Source organism: Rhodococcus sp. SORGH_AS_0301, assembly GCF_030818285.1.
Classification (GTDB): Bacteria; Actinomycetota; Actinomycetes; order Mycobacteriales; family Mycobacteriaceae; genus Rhodococcoides.
Genome location: NZ_JAUTAC010000002.1, coordinates 1,295,504 through 1,307,745, shown reverse-complemented (window position 1 = coordinate 1,307,745; position 12,242 = coordinate 1,295,504). Strand labels below are relative to the sequence as shown.

Below are 12,242 nucleotides of genomic sequence, written 5' to 3'. Positions count from 1 at the left end.
TGCACTCACCGCGACCACCGCGACAGAACCCGACGACCCGGGTGTGGTGCAACTCCCCCGCCGGTCCGGTGTCGGTGGCCCGGCTACTGGGTAAGGATGCGTCCATGAGCACTCCGGTTCGCGCCGCTTCCCGCACCACTGGACCCCGGACGTTCGCGGTCTGGGCACCCACACCCGAGCGGGTCCGACTGCACCTCGACGGCGACCTGCACCCGATGACCGAGAAGGACGGGTGGTGGAGCGCCGAGGTGCCCGCCGCCGACGGTGCCCGGTACGGCTTCGTCCTGGACGACGACGATGCGGTGATCCCGGATCCGCGCTCGCCGCGGCAGCCGGACGGCGTGCACGAGGCGTCGGCGCTGTACTCCGCGGACACCTTCGCGTGGACCGACGACGCGTGGACGGGTCGCCCGCTGGCGGGCGGCGTGCTGTACGAACTGCACATCGGCACCTTCACCGCGGAGGGGACGTTCGACTCGGCGATCGACCGACTCGATCACCTCGTCGACCTCGGCGTGACGTTCGTGGAGGTCATGCCCGTCAACGGTTTCAACGGGACACACAACTGGGGCTACGACGGCGTCCTCTGGTACACCGTCCACGAGGGCTACGGCGGTCCGGAAGGTTTCCAGCGGTTCGTCGACGCCTGCCACGCCCGGGGGCTGGCCGTCACGCTCGACGTGGTCTACAACCACCTGGGTCCGTCGGGCAACTACCTCGAGAAGTTCGGCCCGTACATGTCCGAGGGTGCGAACTCCTGGGGACAGACGGTCAACGTGGCCGGCGCGGAGTCGGACACGGTGCGGCGCTACATCATCGACAACGCACTGCGGTGGTTCGAGCAGTTCCACGTGGACGCGCTCCGTCTCGATGCGGTGCACGCCCTGGCCGACACCACGGCCACCCACATCCTCGAGCAGCTCGCCGTGGAGACCGAGGCCCTGTCGGCGCACGTCGGTCGACCCCTGAGCCTGGTCGCGGAGAGTGACCTCAACGACCCGACGCTCATCACTCCCCGAGCGGGCGGCGGGTACGGCCTCACTGCCCAGTGGGACGACGACGTCCACCATGCCGTGCACGCAGCGGTGTCCGGCGAACGTCAGGGCTACTTCGGTGACTTCGGCTCGATGCAGTGCCTCGCGACCACCATCACGCAGGGCTTCTTCCACGCCGGGACGTATTCGACCTTCCGTGGCCGCGTGCACGGTCGACCCCTGGACCGACGGGTGCTCCCGGCGAGCTCGCTCGTCGCGTACACCACGACGCACGATCAGGTGGGCAACCGCGCAATCGGCGATCGTCCCGGCTTCTCACTCACGCCGGGGCAGCTGGCGGTCAAGGCGGCGCTGATCCTGTTGTCCCCCTTCACCCCGATGCTCTTCATGGGTGAGGAGTTCGACGCCTCCACCCCGTTCCAGTTCTTCACCTCCCATCCCGAACCCGAGCTGGGTGAGGCCACCGCGAAGGGCCGCAAGGCCGAGTTCGCGTCCCACGGGTGGGACAGCGAGGACATCCCCGACCCGCAGGATCCCGCGACGTTCGAGAACTCGAAGCTGAACTGGGACGAGGTCACCGAGGGTGATCACGCCCGCGTACTCGACTGCTACCGAGCACTTCTGGCGTTGCGCGCCCAGCGCACCGAGATCACGAACCCGTGGTTGACCGGCGTGCACGTCGACTACGACGAGGACGCCCGATGGATCGTGATCCACCGGGCGCACCCCACCGCGGGCCGTGGTCTGAGCATCGCGTGCAACCTCACCGACTCGCCGGTGACCGTGCCGGTGGGCGGCACACCGCTGCTGTGGTGGGACGAGCCGACGCCGAACGCGACCGCGTCGGCGACGACCGTTCCGGGTCACTCCTTCGTCGTGCTGGAGTGAGTTCCGCTGGAGCGACTCTCCGGATCGGCCCGCGCGTCGCCGGCGTCCGAGCCACGCAGAGCCAGAGCCACGAGGAGAGCGTTGGCGGCGAGCACGATCGCGGTGGCCACCGCCGCGACGTGCATCCCGTCGACGAAGGCGGCGCCGGCCGAACTGGTCAGAGCGTCACCGAGATCCGCCGGTAGCGTCCGCGCGAGCGAGACCGCCTCGCCGATGGTCTCGCGGGCACCCGACGCGGTGTCCGGGTCGAGCGCCGACGTGTCGATACCGCCACGGAACACGGCCATCACCACCGAACCGAGCAACGCGACGCCGAGGGCGATCCCGAGTTCGTACGCCGTCTCGGAGATCGCAGACGCTGCGCCGGCGCGCGGCGCGGGAACCGAGGCGACCACCAGATCCGACGTCAGCGTCAGCGCGAGACCCGCGCCGACACCGACCAGGACGAACGACGCCATGAACACGGCGATGCCGTCGGTCTGACCGAGACGTGTCAGGAGCAGTGCCCCCGCCGCGGAGACCCCGAGTCCCACGGCGAGAACGGTGCCCGCCTCCCATCGGCGTACGAGATGTGCGGCGGCGAGCGACGCGACGATGCTCGTCGCCGTTCCCGGCAGCATGATCAGACCGGCCTCCAGCGGGGACGTGCCGAGAACCGACTGCAGGTACTGCGAGCCGAAGAACAGGACTCCCGCCAGCGCGAAGACGGACAGCAGGTTCGTCGCGACGGCTGTCGAGAAGCGACGCTGCGCGAACAGCATCAGGTCGATCATCGGAGCGGCGAGTCGGCCCTGCCGGCGGACGAAGACGGTGCCCGCGGCCAGACCGACCAGCGCGACCGGAATCATCGACGGGTGCGGCCCGTGAGCGGCGGTCTCCTTGATCGCGTAGACGACGGGAACGATGGCCAGGATCGACAGCGCGGCGCTGGGTACGTCGAATCGGCCCGGTTCCGGATCCTTGGACTCCGGGATGGTGAACGGACCGACGACGACCAGCGCGATCATGATCGGCACGTTGATCAGGAAGACCGAGCCCCACCAGAAGTGCTCGAGAAGCCACCCGCCCACCAGAGGACCCGCCGCCGCGCCGCCGCCGGCCATGGCACCCCAGACACCGATCGCGAGCGTGCGTTCACGCCGCACCTGGAACATCGTGCGGATCAGGCCCAGGGTGGCGGGCATCAACGTGGCACCCGAGATGCCCTGCAGCACACGGGCCGCGATCATCATCGCGGGGTCGACCGCGAAGGCGGCGAGCACCGAGGACAGCCCGAAGCCGACCGCGCCGATCAGGAGCAACCGCCGTCGTCCGATGCGGTCGCCGACAGTGCCCATGGTGACCAGCAGGCCGGCGAGGACGAACGAGTAGACGTCGATGATCCACAGCAGCTCGGTGCTGCTCGGGCGGAGATCCGCGCTGAGGAACGGCAGCGCGATGTCGAGGACGGTGCCGTCGACGGCGATGAGCATCACGGCACCGGCCAGCACCACCAGACCGAGCCAGTCGCGGCGGGTGGCGCCGGCCGGTACGAGATCGTCGGGATTCGGCTGCACGGACGCTGCCGGGGACACGGACACGAGACACCTCTTTCGTTTACCGTCCGGACGGTACAGTCGACGGACACCGACAGCGTAGCAACAACCGTCCGGCCGGTACAGTGCGTGTCATGGCAGCCGACACACGCGACCGCATCCTGGACGCCCTCGAGACGCTGCTCCTCGACGACGGCGCGGACAAGGCCACCCTCGAGGCGGTGGCCTCTCGGGCCGGCGTCTCGAAAGGTGGTCTGCTGTACCACTTCCCCAGCAAGGACGCGATGATGGCCGCGCTGGTGCGTCGCCTCGGTGAACGATCCGACGTCCAACGCGTCGAGGCGGAGGCCGCCGGCACCTCGCTGGCGCAGTGGTATCTCCAGCCACCGGACGCCTCGTCCGCCGAGGAGGTGGCGCTCTACCGCTCCACTCTCGCCGCGCTGCGCAGCATCGACGGCAGACCCGGCGAGGTGCAGCAGGCCGTCATCGACGTCATGGGCATGTGGGACCGCGCGCTGCAGCGCGAGGTGACCGATCCGGTGCAGGCCGAGATCGTGCGGCTGGTGGGCGACGGCATCTACCTCGCCGCGCTGCTCGGCCTCCCCCACACGCCGCCCGACCTGCACCGTGACGTGGTCGAACGGCTCCTCGGTGGCGGTTCGAGCAGTGTCGACCCGAGCGGTCAGGGGTCGGCCGGATGACTCAGGTCAGGTAGCGGTATGCGGGAGACCCGGGCTCGAGATGCTCGACGTGCATCGGCGACGTCTCCATCCGCTCGAGGAGGGACGACAGGCCCGCGGCCGAACCGAGCTCGATACCCACCAGCGCGGCACCCGTCTCGCGGTTGTTGCGCTTGACGTACTCGAACAGCGTCACGTCGTCCTCCGGACCGAGAACGACGTCGAGGAACGTGCGCAGTGCGCCCGGCTCCTGCGGGAAATCGACGAGGAAGTAGTGCTTGAGCCCCTTGTGCACGAGCGACCGTTCGAGAATCTCCCCGTAGCGCGAGACGTCGTTGTTACCGCCCGAGATCAGGCACACGACGGACGAGCCGGCCGGGATGTCGATCTGCGACAGCGCGGCCACCGACAGCGCTCCGGCGGGTTCGGCGATGATGCCCTCACTCTGGTACAGATCCAGCATCGCGGTGCAGATGGCACCCTCGTCCACCTGCGTGACCACCACCGACCCGCGTCCGTCGTGGCCCGCACCGACCGTCACCGAGGCATGCGAGGCGACGGTCGCGCCGAGCGACGACACGACCCGGTACGGGAGATCGCCGATCCGGCGCACGGCGGCGCCGTCGACGAACGGGTCGATCTCGTCGAGTGTGACGGGGCCGCCGGCCATGAGCGCCGCCGCCATGGATGCGGCGCCGGTGGGTTCCGCACCGACGACGGAGGTGTGCGGCGACCGCTCGGCGAGGTACGCCGACATGCCCGTCATGCACCCACCACCGCCCACCGCGACCACGACGACGTCCGGAGCGGCACCGAGTTGCTCCAGGATCTCCGCGGCGATGGTTCCCTGTCCCGCCACGGTTCTCGGGTCGTCGAACGGCGGCACGATGGTGGCCCCGGTGGTGCGGACGTCGGCGAGGGCTGCCGCCGCGGCCGCATCGAAGGTGGAGCCGACGCTGATGACCTGCACCATGTCGCCGCCGTGGAAGGCGATGCGATCGCGCTTCTGCTTCGGGGTGTTGGTCGGCACGTAGATGCGACCGCGGATGCCGAGCGCCCGGCACGCGAACGCGACACCCTGCGCGTGATTGCCGGCGCTCGCCGCCACGACACCGACCGCGCGCTCGTCGTCGTCGAGTTGCAGCATGAGGTTGTACGCGCCGCGCAACTTGTACGAGCGCACGCGCTGGAGATCCTCGCGCTTGAGGTGGATCCGCGCACCCGTCTGCTCGGACAACCGCTCGCAGAACTCGAGCGGGGTGCGGGTGGCCACGTCCCGCAGCCGGACGGCCGCGGCATCGATGTCGTCTGCGGTCGGCGCAGCGGCGTCGGTACGGCTCGTCGTCTCGGTCACACGGACATGCTGCCACGGTGGTGCGACGACCACCGACCCACCCTCACCTGCGGAGCGGCCGCCGGCGGGGGTGACGAATCAGCGCTCAGGCCCGCTCGAGCACGAAGACAGGGATCTCGCGGTCGGTCTTCTTCTGGTAGTCCGCGTAGTCGGGGTAGGCCGCGACCGCGCGCTCCCACCACTGCGCCTTCTCCTCGCCGTGGACCTCGCGCGCGACCATGTCCCACTTCTCGGTCTTGTCCCGCAGTTCGACGTGGGGGTTCGCGAGCACGTTGAAGTACCAGACGGGGTGCTTCGGCGCGCCGCCGAGCGACGCGACGGCGGCGTACGCACCGTCGTGCTCCACGCGCATCAGAGGGGTCCGACGGAGCTTGCCCGTCTTGTTCCCGATGGTCGTGAGGAGGATGACGGGCATCCCCCGCATCTCGGTGCCCTCGGTCCCTCCCGAGCTCTCGTACAGGTCGGCCTGATCGGCGGCCCAGGTGGACGGACTCGGCTCGTACTCTCCGTGCAGCGGCATTATCCCAGTACACACACCTCGGCGGTCTCCGGCAACCATCCGCAGGGTGATCAGGAGGTTTCGGTCGCCCTAACTTCCATGTACGTGTAGCCTGGGGACCAACGCACGGCACACGGAACACGAATGGTTCGGGAGGCGAATATGACCACGGTCGACCTGCAGTTCACACGCCCGCGGCACTCGACGAGCGTTCGTACCGTGGACGTGGCCGGCACCGACTGGCCGCTCTACAAGCTCGAGAGCATCATGGTCGCCGTCATCCTCTTCGCCGCTCTCGCGCTGACAGTCAGCATGCAGACGGCAGTCCTCACCTCCGCCGCTGTCGGCGTGACGCTGTGGTGGGCCCTCGGCGCGACCGAGCGGTTCCGCACCCGTCACTGATCACGGACAGACACCGACGGGGCGCCCACTCCATGTGGGCGCCCCGTCGGCGTTCGTGTGGTCCGGCCGTATGTCAGGAACCGAACGGCAGGACACCGGGGGCCAGGTAGAGACCGCTGCTTCCGGCGGCGATGCCACCGACGAGTTCGAGCACGGCGTTGATGAAGTTCGTGATCATGGGATCATCCCTCTCGGTCGAGTTCGACGTGACGATCCGACGGTACCGTCCGTCCCTGTGAACAGTCACGAACTCGTCTGGTACGTCGGCTACGGCTCGAACACCCTGCCCGCACGCCTCGACGCCTACCTGGGCGGCTCCGCGGCCGACAGCAGATTCGGTGCGCACGCCGCCCCGCGGACAGTCTCGCTTCCTCGCGAACACCGGTGGATCACCGTGCCGCATGCGGTGTACTTCGCCGGCGTCTCGGCCCGGTGGACCGGAGCGTCCGCGTTCCTCTCGCTCACACCCTCCCCCGACTCCGACAGTATCGCCCGCGCCTACCTGCTCGACTGGGCCGCCCTCGACCACATCGCGACGGTGGAGAACGCGCAGACGGAGCAGACACTCGACGTCCGCGCGTCCCTACCGACACGGCCGGGAGCGTGGGCGCTGCTGCCGGTCGAGGTGTCGCCCGAGCCGCACCGCGGCAAGTACGACGCGGCGCTGCGCCTGGACGACATCGACGGCGTCCCGGCGATGACTCTGACGTCGAGCCACGTGCGAGAACGCGGAGTGCCGGCCGACCGCTACCGCGACGTCATCGCGGAGGGCTTGCGGGACAACCCGTTCGGGGTCGATCCCGATGCCTACCTCGCGGCAGCCGTCGAGCGGTCGGCCGTCGTCAGACGGTGAGGCAGCGTCAGACGGTGAGGCAGCCGGGTCCGAGCAGCGCCTTGAGATCGCCCATCAGCGCCGATGACGGTGTGACGCGCAGCTTCTCGTCCACCTTGAGCATGGTGACCCGGTCGCCACTGATGAGGCGCAGGTGCACGTCGGTGGTGCCGGGATGGCTGGCCAGCACCCGCTTGAGCGCCCCGACCTTGTCCGCGGTGCACTGACGCGTCGGCAAGCTGACGGCGACGGGCTTCGCGACACCGACGGACGACAGATCGGGAACCGCGATGTCGTTCGCGATGAGCGAGATCCGATCGTCCCGAGCTGACACCCTGGCCTTCACCAGCACCACGGCGTCCTCGGCGACGTCCGCACCGAACACGGAGTACGCCTGCGGGAAGAACAGCACCTCGATACCGCCGGTGAGATCCTCGAGCTGGGCGGACGCCCAGGTCAGACCGTTCTTGTTCACCCGTCGGTTGACCGACGCCAGAATGCCGCCCACCGTGACCTGCGTGCCGTCCTTCAGACTGCCCTCGAGGATCGTGGGAATGGCGGTGTCCGACTGAGCCGCGAGCACGTGCTCGACTCCGTTCAGCGGATGCCCGGACACGTACAGCCCCAACATCTCCCGCTCCAAAGCGAGACGGTGCTTGCTGTCCCACTCCTCGGGCGGGATCTTCACGTTGAAGACGGAGGTGATGGACTCGTCGGCGTCGACGCCGCCGAACAGGTCGAACTGGCCGATGGCCTCCGCCTTCTTGGTGCCCAGCACCGAGTCGATCGCGTCGGCGTGGATCAGCATCAAACCCTTGCGTGGATGGTCCAGCGAATCGAAACCACCGGCCTTGACGAGAGACTCGGTGACCTTCTTGTTGCAGGCAGTCGCATCGATCTTGGCCAGGTAGTCGGAGAAGTCGGTGAACTTCCCCTTCTCCTTGCGCGCCGAGATGATGGACGCCACGACGTTGGCGCCCACGTTGCGCACCGCGCCCATACCGAAGCGGATGTCCTCGCCCACCGAGGCGAAGTTGAGCTCGGACTCGTTGACGTCCGGCGGCAGCACAGTGATGCCGAGCCGTCTGCAGTCGGCGAGATAGATCGCCGCCTTGTCCTTGTCGTCGCCGACACTGGTGAGCAGTCCGGCCATGTACTCGGCCGGGTAGTTGGCCTTGAGATACGCCGTCCAGTAGGACACCAGCCCGTACCCCGCCGAGTGCGACTTGTTGAACGCGTAGCCGGCGAACGGGAGCACGGTGTCCCAGAGCGCCTTGATGGCGGCCTCGGAGAAATCGTTGTCCAGCATGCCCTGGCGGAAACCGGCGTACGCCTTCTCCAGCTCGGACAGCTTCTTCTTTCCCATGGCGCGCCGCAGCAGGTCGGCCTGGCCGAGCGAGTATCCGGCGACCTTCTGCGCCAGCTGCATGATCTGCTCCTGGTAGACCACCAGGCCGTACGTCTCGCCGAGGATGACCTTCAGCGGTTCCTCGAGTTCGGCGTGAATCGGCTTGACCTCTTGACGGCCGTTCTTGCGATCGGCGTAGTCGTTGTGCGAGTTCATGCCCATCGGACCGGGCCGGTAGAGCGCCAGGACGGCGACGATGTCCTCGAATCCGGTGGGCTGCATCTTGCGCAGCAGGTCCCGCATCGCGCTGCCGTCGAGCTGGAACACGCCGAGCGTGTCTCCGCGCGAGAGCAGTTCGAACGTCGCCGGATCATCGAGAGGCAGGGCGTCGAGGTCGATGTCGATGCCGCGATTGGCCTTGATGTTGTCGATGGCGTCGCCGATGACCGTGAGGTTGCGCAGCCCCAGGAAGTCCATCTTCAGCAGGCCGATTGCCTCGCAGGACGGGTAGTCCCAGCCGGTGATGATGGCGCCGTCCTGCGGACGCTTCCACACCGGGATGGCGTCGGTCAGCGGCTCCGAGGACATGATGACCGCGCAGGCGTGGACTCCGGCGTTGCGGATCAGCCCCTCGAGACCCTTGGCCGTCTGGTAGATCTTCGCGACGTCGGGGTTCGAGTCGATCAGCGAGCGGACCTCGGTGGCCTCCTTGTACCGCTCGTGCGTCGGATCGGTGATGCCCGCGACCGAGATGTCCTTCGCCATCACGGGCGGGGGCAGTGCCTTGGTGATCTGGTCGGCGATGGCGAAGCCCGGCTGCCCGAACTGCACGCGGGCCGAGTCCTTGATGGCGGCCTTCGTCTTGATGGTGCCGAACGTGATCACCTGCGCGACACGATCACTGCCCCACTTCTCGGTGGCGTAGCGCACCATCTCGCCGCGTCGGCGATCGTCGAAGTCGATGTCGATGTCGGGCATGGAGACGCGCTCGGGATTGAGGAACCGCTCGAACAGCAGACCGTGCGGGAGCGGGTCGATGTTGGTGATCCCCATCGCGTAGGCGACGAGCGACCCGGCCGCCGAACCTCGACCGGGGCCGACGCGGATGCCGACCTCCTTGGCATGGTTGATGAGGTCACCGACGACGAGGAAGTAGGCGGGGAAGCCCATCTCGAGGATGACGCTGATCTCGTAGTCCGCACGGGAGAGGTACTCCTCCGTCGGACCGTCGGGGAAGCGGCGGTGCAGGCCGTCCATGACCTCCTTGCGGAGCCAGGTGCCCTGCGTGTAGCCCTCCGGCACCGGGAACACCGGCATCCGGTCGCGGTGCTCCCACACCTCGTCGTAGGACTGGACGCGTTCGGCGATGAGCAACGTGGAGTCGCACGCGCCGGGCACCTCGTCGTCCCAGAGGGCACGCATCTCCTCCGCGGACTTGAGGTAGTAGCCGTCGCCGTCGAACTTGAACCGGGTGGGATCGCTCAGCGTCTTACCGGTCTGGATGCACAGCAGCGCTTCGTGATTGACCGACGCGTCCTTGGTGACGTAGTGGCAGTCGTTGGTCGCGAGCGGGGGGATGCCGAGCTGCTCCCCGATGCTCAGCAGTCCTTCTCGCACCCTCCGCTCGATCGACAGACCGTGGTCCATCAGTTCGAGGAAGAAGTTGTCGGGGCCCCAGATCTCCTGCCACTTGGCCGCCGCCTCGAGCGCCTCACGCTCGTGGCCCAGACGAAGCCGGGTCTGGATCTCGCCGGACGGGCAGCCGGTGGTGGCGATGATGCCCTCGGCGTGGTTGGCGATGATCTCCTCGTCCATGCGCGCCCACTTGCCCAGCTGCCCCTCGGTGGACGCGAGGGACGACAGCTTGAACAGGTTGCGCAGACCCGTCGCGTTCTCCGCCACCATCGTCATGTGCGTGTACGCGCCGCTGCCCGAGACGTCGTCCGACTTCTGGCTGCGGTCTCCCCACAGCACGCGCTTCTTGTTGAAACGGGACTCCGGGGCGATGTAGGCCTCGATCCCGATGATGGGCTTGACCCCGGCCTTCTTGGCCTCGTTGTAGAACTCACTGGCCCCGTACATGTTGCCGTGGTCGGTCATCCCGACCGCGCTCATCCCCAGGCGCTGGGCCTCCGCGAACATCGGCGCGATCTTCGCCGCCCCGTCCAGCATGGAGTACTCGGTGTGATTGTGGAGATGAACGAAGTCCGACACGGGAGCCACTCTAGGTCGTCGGGCCGACAACATTCTCCGCACACGCGGCGTGTGACGACTGTGACGGATGAGGACTAGCGCGGGGTGTCCGCGGACGCCGCCTCGACCGGCACCGACGCCACGCGATGCGCCCGCAGACGCCGCACGGAGTCGACCGTGAAGATCGCCAGCGCGCACCAGATGAGTGCGAAACCGATCCACCGCGACGCGGGCATGTCCTCGTTCAGCACCAGCACTCCCCACGCGAGCTGCAGGCCCGGTGTCAGGTACTGCAGCAGCCCGAGGGTGACCAACGGCAGCTTCTGCGCGGCGACCCCGAACAGCAGCAGCGGCAGTGCGGTGACGGGCCCGGCGAGGACGAGCAGCAGGGCGTGCGGCACCCCGAGCGAGAGGGCGCTCGCTCCCCCGGTGACGCCCAGCACCACCAGGTAACCGATCGCGATCGGCGCCCCCACGAGCCCCTCCGCGGTCAGCGACGTGGTGGGTTCGAGCCGGACCACCTTCTTCATGACGCCGTACAGCGCGAACGAGAAGGCCAGGGTGAGGGCGATGACGGGAGGCCGTCCGTAGTCGACGGTGAGCACGACCACCGCGACGAAGGCCAGCGCGAGGGCCGCGATCTGCGCACGGCCCAACCGCTCCCGGAACACCACGACGCCGAGCAGGACACTGACGAGCGGATTGACGAAGTATCCGAGGGCTGCCTCGACCACACGGTCCTGCGAGACCGCGAAGATGTAGACGCCCCAGTTGATCGAGATGAACGCCGACGACAACGCCACCACACCCCACGTGCGCGCCGGGAGACCGCGCAGCGTGGACAGTCGTCCCAACACTGCCAGGACGACGAGCATGAGCACCAACGTCCACACGATGCGGTGCGCGAGGACCTCGACGGGTCCGGCGAAGGACAGCACGCCGAAGAAGGCCGGGAACAGTCCCCACAGTCCGTACGCACCGACACCGCTGGCCATGCCGACGCTGGAGGACGACCGGGGAGCTCCACCGCGCCGGGAGCCGAGAGAGGACGTGAGACTGCGCACGCGCTCACGCTATCCCCGACCGGTGCACAATCGACGAGGTGGCACACAGGAAGAAGGCGCCGAGCGGCGAGGCCGAGGCTCGGGCGGACAAGACCTGCGCCGTCTGCGGTCGACGGATCGAGTGGCGCAAGAAGTGGGAACGCGACTGGGACTCGGTGAAGTATTGCAGCGACGCGTGCCGACGCACGGGCTCCGCGGGAGCCGACGACGGTCTCGAGGACGCGATCCGGCGGCTGCTCGACAGTCGCGCCCGCGATTCGTCGATCTGTCCCTCCGACGTGGCTCGCGCCGTGTCGCCGGACGACTGGCGCCCCCTGATGGAACCCGTCCGCCGCGCCGCCCGCCGTCTCGTCGCCGTGGGCGAGGCGGAGATCACGCAGGGCGGAAACGTGGTCGACCCGTCGACGGCGAAGGGCCCCATCCGCATTCGGCGACCCCGCTGACCCGGAGTC

Annotated in this window: 10 protein-coding genes and 1 pseudogene; 6 read left to right on the top strand and 5 right to left on the bottom strand. The window is 68.3% G+C overall.

Annotation, left to right across the window (positions count from 1 at the left end; translation table 11 throughout):
* Nucleotides 1-104 precede the first annotated feature (104 nt).
* Complete coding sequence (treZ, locus tag QE397_RS06805) at nt 105-1,883, top strand: malto-oligosyltrehalose trehalohydrolase (RefSeq protein ID WP_307092480.1); 1,779 nt, start codon at nt 105-107, stop codon at nt 1,881-1,883.
* On the opposite strand, the gene QE397_RS06800 is transcribed toward treZ, so the two are convergent.
* Nucleotides 1,859-3,463, bottom strand: a complete 1,605-nt coding sequence (locus QE397_RS06800) for an MFS transporter (protein ID WP_307092477.1) — start codon at nt 3,461-3,463, stop codon at nt 1,859-1,861. The two genes, treZ and QE397_RS06800, sit on opposite strands and share 25 nt — an antisense overlap.
* An 89-nt stretch (nt 3,464-3,552) precedes the next feature.
* Here QE397_RS06800 and QE397_RS06795 point away from each other — a divergent pair, with 89 nt between their 5' ends.
* A complete protein-coding gene (locus QE397_RS06795) occupies nt 3,553-4,119 on the top strand; it encodes a TetR/AcrR family transcriptional regulator (protein ID WP_056446231.1) in 567 nt (188 codons plus the stop codon).
* Between the two features lies 1 nt (nt 4,120).
* Here the strand turns inward: QE397_RS06795 and ilvA are convergent, their stop codons facing one another.
* Both ilvA and QE397_RS06785 read right to left on the bottom strand, forming a co-directional pair.
* Nucleotides 4,121-5,452, bottom strand: coding sequence for a threonine ammonia-lyase IlvA (gene ilvA / locus QE397_RS06790; protein ID WP_307092474.1), 1,332 nt, complete (start codon nt 5,450-5,452; stop codon nt 4,121-4,123).
* Nucleotides 5,453-5,537: 85 nt separating this feature from the next.
* Nucleotides 5,538-5,972 (bottom strand): nitroreductase family deazaflavin-dependent oxidoreductase, encoded by a 435-nt coding sequence (locus tag QE397_RS06785; protein WP_027505875.1) that lies wholly within the window; start codon nt 5,970-5,972, stop codon nt 5,538-5,540.
* Nucleotides 5,973-6,113: 141 nt separating this feature from the next.
* On the opposite strand from QE397_RS06785, the gene QE397_RS06780 reads away from it, so the two are divergent.
* Both QE397_RS06780 and QE397_RS06775 read left to right on the top strand, forming a co-directional pair.
* A complete protein-coding gene (locus tag QE397_RS06780) occupies nt 6,114-6,353 on the top strand; it encodes a hypothetical protein (protein ID WP_027505874.1) in 240 nt (79 codons plus the stop codon).
* A 235-nt stretch (nt 6,354-6,588) separates the two neighbouring features.
* Nucleotides 6,589-7,206, top strand: coding sequence for a hypothetical protein (locus QE397_RS06775; RefSeq protein ID WP_307092472.1), 618 nt, complete (start codon nt 6,589-6,591; stop codon nt 7,204-7,206).
* A gap of 7 nt (nt 7,207-7,213) precedes the next feature.
* Here QE397_RS06775 and dnaE read toward each other — a convergent pair whose 3' ends face one another.
* On the bottom strand, nt 7,214-10,780 hold the full coding sequence (gene dnaE, locus QE397_RS06770; protein WP_051613374.1) for a DNA polymerase III subunit alpha: 3,567 nt from the start codon (nt 10,778-10,780) through the stop codon (nt 7,214-7,216).
* Between the two features lie 41 nt (nt 10,781-10,821).
* A complete protein-coding gene (rarD, locus tag QE397_RS06765) occupies nt 10,822-11,721 on the bottom strand; it encodes an EamA family transporter RarD (RefSeq protein ID WP_307097397.1) in 900 nt (299 codons plus the stop codon).
* A 107-nt stretch (nt 11,722-11,828) separates the two neighbouring features.
* On the opposite strand from rarD, the pseudogene QE397_RS06760 reads away from it, so the two are divergent.
* Nucleotides 11,829-11,963: pseudogene (locus tag QE397_RS06760) on the top strand (DUF2256 domain-containing protein); the annotation flags it as partial.
* Nucleotides 11,946-12,233, top strand: a complete 288-nt coding sequence (locus QE397_RS06755; RefSeq protein WP_307097395.1) for a DUF3253 domain-containing protein — start codon at nt 11,946-11,948, stop codon at nt 12,231-12,233. The pseudogene QE397_RS06760 and the gene QE397_RS06755, both read left to right, overlap by 18 nt.
* The last annotated feature ends 9 nt before the right edge of the window (nt 12,234-12,242 follow it).

Coding starts and splice junctions, on each gene's coding strand:
- QE397_RS06795 (WP_056446231.1), top strand. CDS start 3,553: ATGGCAGCCGACACACGCGACCGCATCCTGGACGCCCTCGAGACGCTG.
- rarD (WP_307097397.1), bottom strand. CDS start 11,721: ATGGCCAGCGGTGTCGGTGCGTACGGACTGTGGGGACTGTTCCCGGCC.
- QE397_RS06780 (WP_027505874.1), top strand. CDS start 6,114: ATGACCACGGTCGACCTGCAGTTCACACGCCCGCGGCACTCGACGAGC.
- treZ (WP_307092480.1), top strand. CDS start 105: ATGAGCACTCCGGTTCGCGCCGCTTCCCGCACCACTGGACCCCGGACG.
- QE397_RS06785 (WP_027505875.1), bottom strand. CDS start 5,972: ATGCCGCTGCACGGAGAGTACGAGCCGAGTCCGTCCACCTGGGCCGCC.
- dnaE (WP_051613374.1), bottom strand. CDS start 10,780: ATGTTGTCGGCCCGACGACCTAGAGTGGCTCCCGTGTCGGACTTCGTT.